Here is a 15,269-nt window from a genome sequence, read left to right on the forward strand (position 1 = left end):
TAATTTAGAGCCTTTGTTTTTGTATTCGCATTTTAGGTATTGATTATGGATGAACAATTAAATGCAACTCTCATGGGCTGGGTCAAAGTTTTTAATGATCCGCTTTGGGATTTCTTAGTCGTATTCTTAGTGGCTGTTGGTATTTTCTATACTTTAATCACTGGCGCAGTCCAGATTCGTCTATTTTTTCATAGTATTAAAGTGATGAAATCTAGCCGTAAAGAAGGCGATGATGAACATGGGATTACACCATTCCAAGCCTTTGTGACGGGACTGGCCAGTCGTGTCGGCGTAGGTAATGTCGCAGGTGTTGCAATTGGTGGGCCAGGTGCAGTGTTTTGGATGTGGTTTACCGCATTTTTAGGCATGAGTTCAGCATTTGTGGAATCTTCACTTGCACAGCTCTTTAAAGTGCGTGATACGCAAAATCAGCAATTCCGTGGTGGACCAGCGTATTACATTACACAAGGTTTAAAGCAAAAGTGGTTGGGTGTGGTTTTTGCCATCGCGCTGATTTCAACCTATGGTTTTGTCTTTAATGCGGTGCAAGCCAATGCGATTACAGGTGCGACCTCACATGCGTGGGGCTGGGATAAAGCCAACATCATTTTAGACTTAGGTGGTTTCGGTTTTGAAATCTCTTGGGTGGGCTTATTCTTGGTGCTCATAACTGCGCTGATTATTTTTGGCGGGATTAAACGGATCGCCAAAGTTGCAGAAAGATTTGTGCCCTTTATGGCTTTGCTTTATCTCGCAGTTGCTTTCTATGTTGCATTTGCTAACTTTGCGATTCTCCCAGATATTTTCCAGTTAATTTTCAGTAAAGCCTTTGAATTTGATGCAGCAGCAGGTGGTTTTTTCGGTGCCATGGTTTCTATGGCAATGATGCAAGGGATTAAACGTGGTTTATTCTCCAATGAAGCCGGTATGGGTTCTGCACCCAATGCTGCGGCAGCATCAGACGTTAAACACCCAGTCAATCAAGGCTTAGTTCAAATGCTCGGTGTATTTGTCGACACATTTGTGGTGTGTACCTGTACGGCCATCATTATTTTGGCGTCCGGTTTGTATGAAAATGCAGGCTTTGAAGGCGTTGCTTTGACGCAAATGGCGCTTGAGAGTCAGATTGGTGCTTGGGGAGATGACTTCCTTGCCATTATCTTGTTCTTATTCGCTTATTCTTCAGTAATCGGTAACTATGCTTATGCTGAAGGTAATGTACAGTTTATCAATAACAATCCTAAAGTGATGTTTATATTCCGCGTATTCGTCCTCATGATGGTGTACTTTGGTTCAATCATGAGTGTGCCCCTGATTTGGAACTTAGCAGACCTCTTCATGGGCGTGATGGCGAGTATTAACCTTTTTGCGATTTTATTGCTGACTCCATTCTTATTGATGTTGATGAAAGACTACACCTCACAGTTAAAACGTGGTGTAAAAGAGCCTGTGTTTAAAATGGATGAACATCCAAAATATAAGGATCGCGTTAATTCCGATATTTGGTAAAGTCAAAAATTAACTTTAAAAAGCTCCGTTGTCGGGGCTTTTTTTGCTAGATAAGAGCTTAAATCCTGATGTGGAAATTCTGCTAGACATTGAAATTTTGACAGCCAATGACTTTCTAGGTTGTATGTCAATATAATGTGCATCGGTCAGAGGCATTAACGAATAATAACAGTGACGTGAATGCGGACTGATTAGACTACTTTTTCTCTTCAAATCTCGAGTTGCATTTGGAATATCTCTCAATGAAAAGCATAACTGTTTTGATGACTGCATTCGCAATCAGCCTTGTGGGTTGTCAAAGTGTGGGCTCAAAAACGGTCAGCGCTGAAACAACCGCACAAATTCGGACTTATACAGCAGCACCTGCACAGGTGGCGAATAACCGCATTGACTTTAAAAAAGTGAAAAAGCAGGAAAAGCGTCCGATTGTTGCTTTGGTTTTAGGGAGTGGTGGGGCACGTGGTTATGCACACATTGGCGCCATTCAGATACTTGAACAGCAGGGAATACACCCAGATTTCATTGTTGGAACCAGTGCGGGTAGCATTGTGGGTTCAATCTATGCATCAGGTAAAAGTGCCAATGAGTTAAGAGATATCGCCTTAAATATGAAAGCCAATGATGTTCGAGAAATACGCTTGGACAAAAAAGGCTTTTTTGACGGTAAAAAAGTTGAAGATTATATCAATGAGCAAGTTGATGACGTGCCTTTAGAGTTGCTAAAAACCCCAATGTATGTGGTGGCAACCGAGTTAAAGAATGGCAAAAAAGTCGTGTTCAACTATGGCAATACGGGGCAGGCTGTTCGTGCTTCGGTGTCGATTCCAAGTATGTTCATTCCCACGATTATTGAAGACACAGAATATGTTGATGGCGGATTGGTCAGCCCTGTTCCTGTGGATGTTGCACGCGATTTAGGGGCAGATATTATTATTGCAGTAGATATTTTGGCACGACCTATTCATACCGAAACGTCTAATGTTTGGGGCTTGTTTAACCAAAATATCAATATTATGCAAAATCGTTTAGCTCAAGAAGAACTCAAGCGAGCAGACATTGTGATTCAACCTGATTTACGTGAAAAAGCACATATATTTGATGTAAAAGGTCGTGAAGCGACGATGCTTGCAGGTGAAGAGGCAACCTTAGAAAAACTTGGAGAGATTTCTCGGGTTTATGCTGAACATCAATATAGCAAGGGACATCATATTCCTTATTTAGCAGCCAAAGACTAGGTTGGTACGATTCGCAAATTTAAATGCATCCTGTTCACCTAGCAGGGTGCATTTTTATTTCAGCAAAGCATTTTAATTTTTGCTCTCAGCTTTTCCCATGCTCAATAGTATCTAGTAATCATTAATATCTTGGATGTTGATTGGTTTTAGGTCTTAATCAAAAGATTTGCCAAATATAAAAATCGTAATAATACGAAAATATACAGTTAATTATTTGAAATTAATTAAAAAAATCATATTAATTGGTTTTACGTAGGTTTTAAGAGTATATACCTATATTAGCGTTTTTATTCATGTGCTTACGTTTACCAATACTGTTGAAGTGTTTAGAATATCATCAGGTTATTAATACTTAAAACCAATAAATATTTTAAAGGTGGCTGTAGATGAAAACGCTTGATGTAGGACAAAAAGTAAAGCTTGCGATGATGGAAGAGAGCGTATTTATTGTCACTCATGTACATGTAGATAACTCTTACACGCTAGAAAGTACCAATGATGGTGGACAAAAAACCAGCTATGACAACGTATCTTTCGAGATGTTAAAAGTCTTAGAAGATTAAGTTTAATGCCGTGCTATGTTGAATCGATGAACAACGCGTTTTAATGAATATGTTTTAAATATAAAACACAGCATAGCTTGGATTAAAAAAAATTGATAGATAGCGCGATAACTACTTGTTTATCGGGTGTATATCGTTATCAATATATATTTTACTGAATGATGGTATGATCACTATAAATAATAATGATGGTTTTTTTGCCGATTTGAACATTTAATTTTGATTAAAATCTATATAATAATCACATTAATCATTGTTATATCACGAGTCTAGAGAAACAAGATGTCCCCATTAGATCAAATTGCGAATGCACTAGACGACCAGTCAGAATTATCGATGTCAGTTTTAATGACTCCTGACATGGCGAATTTTTCGGGTAATGTGCATGGTGGAACGATTCTAAAATTGTTAGACCAAGTCGCGTATGCTTGTGCAAGTCGCTATTCTGGTAGCTACGTGGTGACACTATCAGTCGATAAAGTAAATTTTAAAGAACCAATTCACGTGGGTGAGTTAGTGACTTTCCTTGCAAGTGTGAACCATGTAGGTCGTACTTCTATGGAAATTGGTATTCGTGTTGAAGCGCAGAACATTCAAAAACGTACAGTGCGTCATACCAATAGTTGCTATTTCACAATGGTCGCTGTTGATGATCAAGGTAAACCAAAACAAATTCCGGCATTAAATCTAGATAATGACTGGAAACGTTGTCGCTTCGAAGCTGCGGAACATCGTAAAGTGGCGCGTTTACAGGAAAATCATCATCCTTCTTGCAGTATTTATAAAAAGTCGACACAAAGCTAATCGCTTTGGTGGCTGAATATTTGAAAAGATCGCTTAAGCGATCTTTTTTTATGCTGAAATTCGTCTGGAGAGTGCAGTAGGGATTTGAATTCCGAGTGTGCGACTAAAGTTTTTTTCTTCAAAGCTTAGTTAAAGATAGTCATTCAGTCCAATACCGTTTAATATAAAACGATACGTAGCGTTTCGTTTTTTGAATTATGAGTGAAACTGAAAAAACTTCTCGGCGTAAGCAATGTATCTTACAAGCGGTCACAGATGCTTTGGCGGAAAGTGATTATCGAAGCATGACCATTGAAGACATTGCGGCTCGTGCAGGCGTGGGAAAATCGACGATTTACCGTTGGTGGAAGCATAAGTCCGATCTGGTTTTCGATGCTTTTAAAGCGCACACCGCGTCGGTGTTTGAACTCGATTTATCACAAAGTTTAGAGTTCAATCTAAATCAACAATTGCTCAAACTATCACGGGCTTTAAATCAGCACGTAGGTCGAGCATTGCTGGTTGTATTGGCGGAGCATCGTGAAGCAGCGGGTGAGTTTTTTAAACAGTATTTATTACCTCGACGAGAAGCCACACGTGAGCTGATTCAATTGGCCATTCAACGAGGAGAAATTCGCGCAGATTATCCTTTCGAACTCATGTTGGACATGTTGTACGGCCCGATTCATTATCAGATCATTTTCTTTAATACCCAGCCAGATGAAGACTATATCAAGCGACTGGTGCAGTTGGCGCTAAACCCGATTTTTATGCAGTCCCAAGCCACGCGTAGCAGCGAGACAATGACCTCATGATTACTCAACATCAGGCATCGCTATGGAACAAGTCTTTCGTTTTTTGTCTGTGTAATAACTTGTTTTTATTTAGCTATTACTTTGCACTGCTGACAATATTGCCCATTTATATTATGAAAGAATTGGGTGGTTCGATTCAGCAAGCGGGTATGGCTTTAACGCTGTTTTTGGTGTCATCCATTGCGATTCGTCCCTTTTCCGGCATGATCATTGAGCGTTTTGGTAAAGCCAATTCTGTACGTATTTCAGGCTTTATTTTTGTCGTTTTTGCGCTGAGTTATTTGTGGATTGACAGCATGTGGTCGTTGTTGGTCATTCGTTTTTTACATGGTTTTTGGTTCAGTATATTAACCACGGTCAATGTTCCCATCGTAAATGATTACATCCCAGATCATCGAAAAGGCGAAGGCATGGGTTACTTTGTCATGTCGACCAACTTAGGAGTGGTGATCGGGCCATTTTTAGCGCTGAGTATGATTCAATCCAGCAGTTTTAGTACCTTATTTGCAGTATTAGCCTTATTGGTTGCAGTGGGCTATATTTTTACGTGGTTAGTTCAAATACAAGAATACGTACAGCATAAATCAAGTGATCAAGCGAGCCAATCCGCAGCCATCCAATGGCGTGATGTGATTGAAACACGAGTACTTGCCATCAGTTTTGTGGCACTACTAACTGCGTTTGCATATTCGAGTGTGATGAGTTTTATCACCGCTTATGCAGAGTTGAAGCATTTACTCGCTTATACCAGTATCTTTTTTATTGTCTTTGCTGTGTCGATGTTGATCGTCCGTCCTTGGGTTGGCAAAGTTTATGATCGCAAAGGCCCGAGTGCAGTCATCTATCCATCCTTTATTTGCTTTGCCATTGGTTTGGTGATTGTGAGTTTTCTCACGAATCAATGGGTGCTTTGGATATCGGCCGTTTTTATGGGCATCGGCTACGGTTCAGTTTTCCCATGCCTGCAAACGGTCGCGATTCAAACGGTAGAAAAAGCCCGAATGGGACATGCAATATCCACCTTTTTTGCCTTGTTTGATATTGGCCTTGCTGTCGGTTCGGTCATTATGGGTGTGCTGATTGCATACTTTGGATTTCAGGCAACCTATTTATTTTGTGCAGTGATGGTGCTGTTCACTTTGTGGATGTATCGTCTATTCGTGGCAAACCAATTTAAACGCAGTGCTTTAGGAGCTGAATAATGGAATTACGACATCTACGATATTTTGTTGCGGTTGCCGAAGAGCTAAATTTTACCAAGGCTGCGCAGCGGATGTGTACAGTGCAACCTTCTTTAAGTCAGCAAATTAAAGACTTAGAACAGGAAGTTGGGGTGCAATTATTGATGCGAACCAACCGAAAAGTTGAACTGACTGCAGAAGGTCAGGCCTTTTTAAAAGAAGCGCGTTTGAGTTTAGAGCATGCTGAAAAAGCCATGATAGATGCGCGTCAAATTGCGAAGCTCAGTAAAGAACAACTGAATATCGGCTTTGTTCCTGTGGCTGAAATGAAGGTCTTTCCTTATATCATGCCAAATATTCGAGCTCAGTTTCCTGAGTTAAAAATTCATTTTCATAGTTTAATGGATGTCGATCAGATCAGTGCAGTACGTAAAGGAGAGATTGATATTGCCTTTACCCGTTATGTCGAAGAAAGCCCTGATATAGAATCTGTTCAGATTTTTACTGAGCCTTTGGCGTTGATTGTACCGAAAAATTCGCCTGTAGCAGAACAGCGGCATATCAGCATTAAAAACATGAATAATCAGGATTTTATTATTAGTGATGAACATTCATCACCTGAGCTATACCGAATTATTCAAGATTTCTTTAAGCAAAATAAACTGAATGTGAACTTGGTGCAGCATTCGACCAATATTTTGTTAAATGTCAATTTGGTCGGTATGGGTGTCGGTTGGAGTTTAGTACCGTCTTATGTGATTCCATTGCTCGGTGATAAAATATTGGTTAAAAGTACCGTTGAACCTTTGCCGACCATTGGTTTGTATGCGAGCTATCGAAAAGATCGTAAAAATGATGCAATCGAATTGATTTTAAAAGTCTTAAAAGAGCAGTTCTATATGGGCTTTTTCTAAGCTTTTACATATTGCCGTAAGATCTAAATAACTGATGTTACGCAGTAACATCAGAAGCGCAATTTGATTCAAATATAAAGTACGATACGCGGTAAGGTCATCCGCAAGTGTTTGAGACAGGACAACTTCTAATCAAAAAGTTTTTGCGATACTCTGAATAATTTGACGGTAGTGAACGAGTTTTGCGGTGAGGAGCATTGCTCCGCAAGATGGTTTCCTTGCGAAGCTTCGCTTCTCATTTTGCCGAATGAGAAACAATGTTTCGTAAGAGTACCTCTAGCCGAAGGCTAATCCCTTTATTCAATCCCTAGATATAAGACTTCGTCGAATAGACTTAAAAATGCAAAATTACTTTTACGTGTGTAACATCAGTTAAATAAAAAATTCTGAATTAATAGCTTCGGGATTTTTTTAGTTATCGTATTTTTAATCAAAGACTCAATGATACATAGCCTTTGTCACTCTGATTTATTTAAACCATTTTTGTAAATAGGGTTTCATCACGCGGTAGGCAATCAAACCGATGAGTATAATCAGATAGAGTGGCCAAATCGTAATGAGAACAACCAACAGGCTCAACACAAATTGCCACCCTTTTTGTATACCGTACCATGCTCTTTGCCAGAAACTATCGCCATTTAATTGCGCTACAGCATCAAGGTTAATATCGATATGTTCACGGACAGTGGCAGGTTGAATAAATCCAATCACAATCGTGCTATAGCGGACACGATCTTGAACTTCTAAGCGGGTCAGTCGTAAGATTTCATTGACTTGCGCAGTTGCAACATGGTCGGGCACGACCTGTGTTTGTGACATTTTTTCTTCGAGTAGTTTTAGCTCATAGCGTTTTGCCGAATATTGCTGACGGTTCAAAAAATGCATAAGCGGCAACAGTTGATTGACGAAATGTGCAGCTTTTTCACTTGGCACACGAATGATCATTTCCGCTTGCGGATTTACTTTTTCAAAAATTTTAATTTTGCCGTCAGTAATCGGGTAGGATTGACTCTCTTGCACTATAAAGTCGATATTTTTCTGTTCAATAAAACCGCCTAAACTTAGCGTGAGTTTTTCAATTTCTAAGGCAGTTTAACTACATCTTTCGACTCAAAACTGACATTGGCTTCTCGTACCATTTTACGGGAGGCTTCGGCTGGGTTGACCTGCTCATTTAAAATAGTTTCAGGTTTCTGTGTTGTTGCAGGCGTGGTAGAAGGCTCATTGGATGTGCTTTCCGCTGCTTAATCTTGCTGTGTACTGACTTGAGCAGGTTGTGCATCTGCGCTGGCTTCAGTTGCCATTTCTTCGGTTTTCTTGGAACAGCCTGAAATTAAAATCACCGTTAACATGACAATTAAATATTTATTTTTCATCGATGTAGAACTCAATTGTTTGATTATCAGAAAGTCTGGGTAAATATTTTTTGCTTTAAATATAAATTCAAATTTAGCGTAATTATTAGTCGGGCGTATTGTATCGGAAAGTGTTTAAAGCAGGGATGAACGCAACATAATTCTACATAAAGCCGCGTATAGTCATAGATTGAACAACAAGGATGAAAATAAGGATATCTACAATGAACCCAGCAATGAAACTCTACAGCAATCCACGCTCACGCAGTAATACCATTCTGCCTTTATTAAAAGAATTAGACATCGAGTCAGAAGTTGACATTATTGAAGTGCCATATGAAGAGATGCATCAAGCGGCATATCTCAAGATTAACCCCATGGGCAAAGTTCCTTGCTTGGTCGATGGTACTGCCGTGATCAGTGAAACTGCAGCCATCTTTAGTTATTTAGCCGATAAATTCAGTGACAAAGGTTTAGCACCCGCCTTGGATAATCCAAAACGTGGTGAATATTTGAAATGGATGTTTTTCTGTCATGGTCCGCTGACTGAATATATGGACATGAAAAATGTCGGCATTAGCACAGAGTTGATGGATGAAAAACGTGGCAGTTTGAGTTTTGGTAATGAAAAAATACTTTTAGATTTTATTAAAACAGGGCTTGCGCAGGTCCAGCCATATCTGTTGGGGGATAAAATTAGCGCAGCAGATTTGTATTTAGCTTATTGGATGGTGTATGCAATTTCATTCAAAATATTGCCATATTTAGATGAATTTAAACCTTTTATTCAGCAGATTCAGCAACGTGAATCGGTAAAAGATGTGCATTGGTTTCAGTCGGTTTAACTTGGATGCTTATTTGATTGTTGGCTGAACGTGGTATTGCTATATGTCTATTCATATAACTCTTTCTTTGAGAATTAAAAAGAAAGAGTTTTAAATATCAATCACTAAGATGATAAAGCGATTTTAATTATTGCCTAGATAATGTATGGCATATATTGCGCTAAATTAAATAGACTCAATCGTTGTTGGGTCTATTTAAAAAATCATCGGCTTCATCATCAGATAGAGGTGGGCCTAAATCTCTTTCAAGTTTGGCATATATTTCAAGCAGTCTTTTTTGATGTGGATCCATATCTAAGGCACGATGCTGCTGATATGTTAATTGATCATCAATCCAATCATAATCCTGAATCGTAGACCCGGCGAAACTGGTTTTCAAATGGAGTTTGTAATAACCATAAAAGTTGTGTTTCTTAGTATCTAGACAGAGATAGGCGAAGGTAGACCAACCACTTTCGGGAAATTTAAGGCGAGTTCGGCAGGGCTTCTTTTCTAGTGTAAATGTGGGTGAATAGACTTGGCCTTTTAGAATGATATTTTTATCTTGACCAAAATATTGAGTTTGTAATGCAAATAAAGCAAGAATCACTGTGGTGAGAAAAAAGCTGGCAATGACTGCATAAAAAAATGAAATGTATAAATGGAAGGACAAAAAATTAGATTCTTCGTTTTTGTTCACATCTTTTTCTAAGCGTAATAAATAGCAATTCAAAGAAATAAGAAAACAGAGGCAAAAAACGAAAATAGCTAACCAACTATTGGCATGAAAATGATGTATCTCTACGAAAATGAGTGAACAGATAAAAATAAAGCCCAACAAACTATAAATGAATAATTTCTGAAATCTTTTTTGCATTTTGCGAAGCTTATAATTATGTATTGAACGATTATAGCATGCGATGTTTATAGTGATTATAGAAAAAATCACCATGCTTTATGCATGGTGATTTTTAATTCTTGCAGATCTATTTAGATTATTAAGCATGCAATTTTGCAAACAATTGTTGGCTCACGCTGTCTAAAGTTTGTGGAATTGCAATCGCTGCAACAAAACGGTCTGGGCGAAGAATCGTAACAGATTCAGTGGTTTTACCAAACCAACCACGAATATCGGTACCAATATCACCAATCGTAATCACATTGTCGTACTTGGTGCGATTTTCATTGCTAAGCTGAACAGCAGGCAATACTTGGATAAATTTAACGCCCAATTTTTGCCATTTTTTCATGGTCGCATCTGACAGACCCCATTTCGGATCGACGCCCCAAGCAATGATTGCAAAGTCGTTACCGATGACTTCATCAAGTAGGACTTTTTCACCAGATTCAAGTTGAACATGTGGCTGAATGAACATTTTACCTACAGGTGAGTCTTTAACACCGTTATTGATCAATGCACCGTCGTTGTACTTCGGCATTGGTTTGAAGCGCATTTCCAATAGATATTGCTTGATCGGTTTGATGTAATTGAGTGCATAGGCAATACCATCACGGACGAAACCTTGCCATTTTTTCGGTGGAGCAAGGACATGACCCGCCATTACAGAAAGATCAATCATCGCTTTTGCATGATCTTTACGTTCAACTTGGTACGTATCTAAAAGCGCAGGGCCAGCTTTACCTTGTACAACCATTGCAACTTTCCACGCAAGGTTGAATGCATCACGCATACCACTGTTATACCCTTGACCTTGCCATACTGGCATGATGTGCGCAGCATCGCCTGCAAGTAAAATACGGTCTACACGGAATTTATCTGCAATACGCGCATTGTGGGTATAAACACGCTGACGAATCACTTCAATACCATCAGTCGTTGGAAGCACTTTCGACAATAGTTTGGCAATGTTTTCAGGTTTGCTTAATTCTTCTTGAGTTTCACCAGGCATCACCATAAATTCGAAACGACGAATACCGTGTGGAAGCGCAGCAGATACATAAGGACGCACAGGGTCACAGCATAGGTAAATGTGTGGCGTTGCAAGTGGGTCATTATTGATGTCGATCACGATCCATTGGTTCGGTGCAGTTTTACCATCGAACCCGATGTTGAGGGTACGACGTACCACTGAGTTACCACCATCACAAGCAATCAAATACTGCGCTTGAATTATTTCAGCTTCACCGTCTTTATTTTGAATATTGAGCGTTACACCATTGGCATCTTGGCTAAAATCAGACAATTGACGAGAGAATAAAACATTTGTGGTTTCGTACTGTTTTAAACCTTGTAGTAGTACATTATCGACTTGCGGTTGAATAAAGGCATTACGACGTGAGAAACCAAATTCACGAGTGAGCGGTTGAATGTCAGCGAAACAACGACCTTTAGGGGTTAAGAAACGCATCGCGTGGTTCGGTGTTGTATGTGGTAATACTTGATCCACTAAACCTAATGATTGGATGGTACGTAATGATTCATCATCAATACCAATCGCACGTGGGTAGTCAATCAGGCTGTCCAGTTGTTCAATCACAGTGACTTTGACACCTTGCTTACTTAAGTAGTTTGCAATGGTTAAGCCGACAGGACCTGCGCCCAGAATGGCAACTTCCGTTGTGTAATTTGCTTTATTGCTCATGCGTAAACATCCAATCACTTCACATATGCCACTATTAAGTTCTAAAGCGAGGCTTTCAACAAGCTAGGCATAAGTCGAAACGATGAATCGAATTGTCGTGTTTTTTGCAGGGTTTTATTTTAAGTAAATGATATATATTTATTTATATGAAAATCATCAATCATTTTGAATGATTTATCGATCATTAAAATCTATCAATCAGTGGCTTTGAGCATAAAAAAGCCGAACCATTTTTCAATGATACGGCGACTTTAATTCATTTAGCACAACATTTTATTAGTGAGGGATAAATGTTGAGCAGCAGACTAAATGAATTTAGCGTGTGGAGTACGCTATTCGTCTATTACTGAGCAGGTTGAGCTGGTGCAGAACCTTCAGCATTTGCTTCTGAAGCAGGTTGAGCAGCAGTACCTTCAGCAGCAGTTGTTTCAGTCGCTGGCTGTTCTTGAGTGCTAACCACTACTTTTTCTTGTTCAGGCGCTTCTTGTTTATCTTTGCTCGCAGCAAAACTTGTTGCAGCTGCAGCAGCTAGAGTAGAAGCAAGTAAAATTTGAGTTAATTTCATTTTGAGCATCCTTATATATTTTAGTAAGTCCTGAAAAGATCATCACGTCCATCAGGAGAGAACTCATGCTAAATTGAGAAAACCGAGTGATCAATGCGAGCAACAAAGTGAAACAGACTGGTTAACTGGATGAATACATAACCGTCCATCCTGTGTTTTAAATGTAAAAAAATATCGGAATCTTCATTTAACTTTGCAAGAAAAAATGACCAAATCGACTTCATGATTCATTCATTGTTTACATGATGATTACATCGAAGTCGTAATTAAGCTGAATCCAGAATTTTCACTAAAATCCAAATGTAAGGATTCTTTTCGATATGGCTATTTTTTTAAATATAAGAGTTAACTTTGCCAATAAAATGTGACCAGATATGTCATGCATTCATGCAAATGGAATAAATAGGCTGTTTAACAGCCAGATCATCATTCAATGCCTCGGATACTAGGCTAATCTATGCTTTAGGAAAATGAAGACGGAGAAATGAAGACTAGGCTTGCAGCATTTTTTTGAAATCATTATGGTAAAGGCCATCAATCATTGGCTATTTATTTGAGTGACTCACTTTTGAAATTAGTTTCTACCCACGGTGCGATTCCTGTTCATATTATTTCTGGCTTTTTAGGTGCGGGTAAAACCACAGTTTTACAGCAGTTATTGAAGCAAAAGCCAGCGGGCGAAACTTGGGCCGTACTGATGAACGAGTTTGGACAAATCGGGGTCGATCAACAGATGTTGCCGCAAGATCAGGGCTTTGCGGTCAAGGAATTATTGGGTGGTTGTCTATGTTGTAGCAGTCAACTGCCGATGCAAATTGCGTTGTCACGATTATTGTCAGAGGTGAAACCCGACCGACTGTTTATTGAGCCGACAGGTTTAGGGCATCCGGGACAACTTTTGGAGCAATTGACCGAGCCACATTGGCATCCGCATTTAGCCATGCGAGCATTGGTGACCGTGGTCGATGGCTCACGCTTACATGATCAAGATTGGACGTCACAAAACCTGTATGCCGATCAACTCAAAGTGGCACAAATCGTTGTGGTGTCTCATGTCGATTGTATGAGTGATGCCGATCAAGCTGGTTTGGAACGACTCAAACAAGCATATTTACCGTATCAGCAGCAATGGATCAATGTTGTAAAAGGTGATTTAAAACTGGCAAATATTGATCTCGCCTATGTGGGAAGTCCGCGTAAAATTCAGCCTTTATTGGCGATGCAAAAGCAAACGTTGGTCGATGTACCCACAGAAATTAAACAGTTGCCTTATCATTATGTTGAATCCGCTCAGGGCTATAGTGTCGCAGGTTGGAAACTCCCAAAACGATGGATTTTCGACTTTTTTGAGCTGTTGGACTTACTCTGTGAACAGCAAGATTGGCTAAGAATCAAAGGTATTTTTCAGACAGACCAAGGATGGAAAACCTTTAACTTTAATCCCGATCAGTTTAATTATCAGTCAAGCGAGGAAAGTATCGATAATCGTGTCGAAATTATTTACCAGACTGAACGTGAATGGCTCGAATTTGAAGATCGCTTAATGCAGTGCCGGATTGATGCCGAGAAAGCGGAGAAATAAGTAAATCAGCGCAGCAAAAGCTTGCTAAATCTTATATGCTAGGCGCCAAATTTGAGGACTTTCACATGGCGCTAAAAGCTACAATTTATAAAGCAGATTTGAACATTGCCAATATGGATGTACACCAATATGGTGATTATCAATTGACGATGGCTTTGCATCCTTCTGAAACGATTGAACGTTTGATGGTACGTGTCTTGGCATATGCACGCTATGCAGATGAAGCATTAGAATTTACCAAAGATCTTTTCGAAACAGATGAACCTGCGTTGTGGGAAAAAGATTTAACAGGTCAATTGGTGAAATGGATTGAAGTCGGTTGTCCTGACGAAGACAAAGTCAAAAAAGCCAGTGCACGTTGCCCACACGTTGCTGTGATTACCTATGGTTCTTCAGTAGACGAATGGTATAAACGCAACAGCAAACTGAAAACCCTGAAGAATGTTGAAATTTGGCAATTATCTGAAGCGAGTACAGCTGCCATTCAAGAGTTATGCGAACGAACCATGTCTTTACAATTAAATGTGATGGATGGCGAATGGACTTTGATTGGTGATAAAGCTCAAGCGGTGATTGAATGGACACAATTGCAATAAGCATTTGATGTGATTTAACTCATCACGATGGATGTGAGTTCAGGCTTGCATCCTGACTATAAAATTCGGTATATCTACAAACAATGAGAAAATTTTAAAGATGGGGAGCAGCCGATGTACCCTGATTTTTATTTGTTATTTGTGGCGCTTATGATTGGCGCTGTCATTGGTGCGGAACGTGAGTACCGAAGTAAGTCGGCAGGTCTGCGCACCATGATTATGGTCAGTTTAAGTTCATGTTTATTTACTATCTTATCGTTACGTATCGGCGTTGATAGTCATGATCGAATTGCGGCCAATATTTTGACTGGCCTCGGCTTTTTGGGTGCGGGGGTAATTTTTAAAGATGAAAATCGAATTTCAGGCATTACCACAGCAACTACCATTTGGATGACCGCTGCCTTAGGCATGGCTGCGGGAGCGGGCTATGTCATGCTGAGCTTGATTGGTACGGTGATTGTGCTGATCGTTTTAATTGTTTTGATTTATATTCAAGCGTGGATTGAAGCGAAAAACCAAGCACGGAGTTATCGTATCGTTTGTCACTTTCGACAACAAACGCTGGATGACTATGAAGAGCTGTTTAAAACCTATCAAATGCAAGTGGTTCGTAGTGTGCGACATAAAACTGAACATAAAATCAGTGGGCGTTGGATCTTAATTGGCTCTGCGACAAACCATAGAAAATTAACTCAAGATCTAATGAATGATCAGGATATTCTGGAGCTCAATTTTTAACAGCGT

Annotated in this window: 16 protein-coding genes; 11 read left to right on the forward strand and 5 right to left on the reverse strand. The window is 39.5% G+C overall.

Annotated features, from left to right (window positions below; translation table 11 throughout):
• Positions 1 to 45 precede the first annotated feature (45 nt).
• The 7 genes from FTT88_RS03635 to FTT88_RS03665 all read left to right on the forward strand — a co-directional run bounded on the left by FTT88_RS03635 (position 46) and on the right by FTT88_RS03665 (position 7,000).
• Positions 46 to 1,509: a sodium:alanine symporter family protein gene (locus FTT88_RS03635; protein WP_180173669.1), complete on the forward strand. Its 1,464-nt coding sequence runs from the start codon at positions 46 to 48 to the stop codon at positions 1,507 to 1,509.
• Positions 1,510 to 1,751: 242 nt separating this feature from the next.
• A complete protein-coding gene (locus tag FTT88_RS03640; protein WP_180005304.1) occupies positions 1,752 to 2,744 on the forward strand; it encodes a patatin-like phospholipase family protein in 993 nt (330 codons plus the stop codon).
• Between the two features lie 386 nt (positions 2,745 to 3,130).
• The gene (locus FTT88_RS03645; RefSeq protein ID WP_171262670.1) at positions 3,131 to 3,307 is read left to right on the forward strand and encodes a hypothetical protein; all 177 of its coding nucleotides are present in this window, start codon (positions 3,131 to 3,133) and stop codon (positions 3,305 to 3,307) included.
• Positions 3,308 to 3,589: 282 nt separating this feature from the next.
• Positions 3,590 to 4,111, forward strand: a complete 522-nt coding sequence (locus FTT88_RS03650) for an acyl-CoA thioesterase (RefSeq protein ID WP_078191431.1) — start codon at positions 3,590 to 3,592, stop codon at positions 4,109 to 4,111.
• Between the two features lie 197 nt (positions 4,112 to 4,308).
• On the forward strand, positions 4,309 to 4,905 hold the full coding sequence (locus FTT88_RS03655) for a TetR/AcrR family transcriptional regulator (protein ID WP_111885574.1): 597 nt from the start codon (positions 4,309 to 4,311) through the stop codon (positions 4,903 to 4,905).
• Positions 4,902 to 6,107 (forward strand): MFS transporter, encoded by a 1,206-nt coding sequence (locus tag FTT88_RS03660; RefSeq protein WP_180005305.1) that lies wholly within the window; start codon positions 4,902 to 4,904, stop codon positions 6,105 to 6,107. The genes FTT88_RS03655 and FTT88_RS03660 overlap by 4 nt, the downstream gene beginning before the upstream one ends.
• Positions 6,107 to 7,000, forward strand: coding sequence for a LysR substrate-binding domain-containing protein (locus tag FTT88_RS03665; protein ID WP_078192238.1), 894 nt, complete (start codon positions 6,107 to 6,109; stop codon positions 6,998 to 7,000). The genes FTT88_RS03660 and FTT88_RS03665 overlap by 1 nt, the downstream gene beginning before the upstream one ends.
• Before the next feature lie 468 nt (positions 7,001 to 7,468).
• Here the strand turns inward: FTT88_RS03665 and FTT88_RS17285 are convergent, their stop codons facing one another.
• Together FTT88_RS17285 and FTT88_RS17290 are read right to left on the reverse strand one after the other, a co-directional pair.
• Complete coding sequence (locus FTT88_RS17285; protein WP_257223135.1) at positions 7,469 to 8,020, reverse strand: DUF4349 domain-containing protein; 552 nt, start codon at positions 8,018 to 8,020, stop codon at positions 7,469 to 7,471.
• Positions 8,021 to 8,244: 224 nt separating this feature from the next.
• Positions 8,245 to 8,376, reverse strand: coding sequence for a hypothetical protein (locus FTT88_RS17290; RefSeq protein ID WP_257223136.1), 132 nt, complete (start codon positions 8,374 to 8,376; stop codon positions 8,245 to 8,247).
• Between the two features lie 215 nt (positions 8,377 to 8,591).
• Between FTT88_RS17290 and FTT88_RS03675 the strand changes: the two genes are divergently transcribed.
• Entirely contained in the window at positions 8,592 to 9,200 is a 609-nt protein-coding gene (locus FTT88_RS03675) for a glutathione S-transferase family protein (protein WP_180005326.1), read from the forward strand.
• A gap of 175 nt (positions 9,201 to 9,375) precedes the next feature.
• Here the strand turns inward: FTT88_RS03675 and FTT88_RS03680 are convergent, their stop codons facing one another.
• The 3 genes from FTT88_RS03680 to FTT88_RS03690 all read right to left on the reverse strand — a co-directional run bounded on the left by FTT88_RS03680 (position 9,376) and on the right by FTT88_RS03690 (position 12,347).
• Positions 9,376 to 9,879 carry a hypothetical protein gene (locus FTT88_RS03680; protein WP_180005306.1) on the reverse strand — a complete coding sequence of 168 codons (504 nt, stop codon included), beginning with the start codon at positions 9,877 to 9,879 and terminating at the stop codon, positions 9,376 to 9,378.
• Between the two features lie 298 nt (positions 9,880 to 10,177).
• Positions 10,178 to 11,782, reverse strand: coding sequence for a bifunctional 3-(3-hydroxy-phenyl)propionate/3-hydroxycinnamic acid hydroxylase (locus FTT88_RS03685; RefSeq protein WP_180005307.1), 1,605 nt, complete (start codon positions 11,780 to 11,782; stop codon positions 10,178 to 10,180).
• A gap of 343 nt (positions 11,783 to 12,125) precedes the next feature.
• A complete protein-coding gene (locus tag FTT88_RS03690; protein WP_078191424.1) occupies positions 12,126 to 12,347 on the reverse strand; it encodes a hypothetical protein in 222 nt (73 codons plus the stop codon).
• Between the two features lie 568 nt (positions 12,348 to 12,915).
• Here FTT88_RS03690 and FTT88_RS03695 point away from each other — a divergent pair.
• From FTT88_RS03695 to FTT88_RS03705, 3 genes are all read left to right on the forward strand, one after another.
• Complete coding sequence (locus FTT88_RS03695) at positions 12,916 to 13,929, forward strand: GTP-binding protein (protein ID WP_180005308.1); 1,014 nt, start codon at positions 12,916 to 12,918, stop codon at positions 13,927 to 13,929.
• Positions 13,930 to 13,994: 65 nt separating this feature from the next.
• A complete protein-coding gene (locus tag FTT88_RS03700; RefSeq protein WP_078191423.1) occupies positions 13,995 to 14,525 on the forward strand; it encodes a YaeQ family protein in 531 nt (176 codons plus the stop codon).
• A 114-nt stretch (positions 14,526 to 14,639) separates the two neighbouring features.
• A complete protein-coding gene (locus FTT88_RS03705; RefSeq protein ID WP_180005309.1) occupies positions 14,640 to 15,263 on the forward strand; it encodes an MgtC/SapB family protein in 624 nt (207 codons plus the stop codon).
• The last annotated feature ends 6 nt before the right edge of the window (positions 15,264 to 15,269 follow it).

The organism is Acinetobacter sp. YH01024 (genome assembly GCF_013420195.1).
Classification (GTDB): Bacteria; Pseudomonadota; Gammaproteobacteria; order Pseudomonadales; family Moraxellaceae; genus Acinetobacter; species Acinetobacter amyesii.

Coding starts and splice junctions, on each gene's coding strand:
- FTT88_RS03635 (WP_180173669.1), top strand. CDS start 46: ATGGATGAACAATTAAATGCAACTCTCATGGGCTGGGTCAAAGTTTTT.
- FTT88_RS03640 (WP_180005304.1), top strand. CDS start 1,752: ATGAAAAGCATAACTGTTTTGATGACTGCATTCGCAATCAGCCTTGTG.
- FTT88_RS03645 (WP_171262670.1), top strand. CDS start 3,131: ATGAAAACGCTTGATGTAGGACAAAAAGTAAAGCTTGCGATGATGGAA.
- FTT88_RS03650 (WP_078191431.1), top strand. CDS start 3,590: ATGTCCCCATTAGATCAAATTGCGAATGCACTAGACGACCAGTCAGAA.
- FTT88_RS03655 (WP_111885574.1), top strand. CDS start 4,309: ATGAGTGAAACTGAAAAAACTTCTCGGCGTAAGCAATGTATCTTACAA.
- FTT88_RS03660 (WP_180005305.1), top strand. CDS start 4,902: ATGATTACTCAACATCAGGCATCGCTATGGAACAAGTCTTTCGTTTTT.
- FTT88_RS03665 (WP_078192238.1), top strand. CDS start 6,107: ATGGAATTACGACATCTACGATATTTTGTTGCGGTTGCCGAAGAGCTA.
- FTT88_RS17290 (WP_257223136.1), bottom strand. CDS start 8,376: ATGAAAAATAAATATTTAATTGTCATGTTAACGGTGATTTTAATTTCA.
- FTT88_RS03675 (WP_180005326.1), top strand. CDS start 8,592: ATGAAACTCTACAGCAATCCACGCTCACGCAGTAATACCATTCTGCCT.
- FTT88_RS03685 (WP_180005307.1), bottom strand. CDS start 11,782: ATGAGCAATAAAGCAAATTACACAACGGAAGTTGCCATTCTGGGCGCA.
- FTT88_RS03690 (WP_078191424.1), bottom strand. CDS start 12,347: ATGAAATTAACTCAAATTTTACTTGCTTCTACTCTAGCTGCTGCAGCT.
- FTT88_RS03700 (WP_078191423.1), top strand. CDS start 13,995: ATGGCGCTAAAAGCTACAATTTATAAAGCAGATTTGAACATTGCCAAT.
- FTT88_RS03705 (WP_180005309.1), top strand. CDS start 14,640: ATGTACCCTGATTTTTATTTGTTATTTGTGGCGCTTATGATTGGCGCT.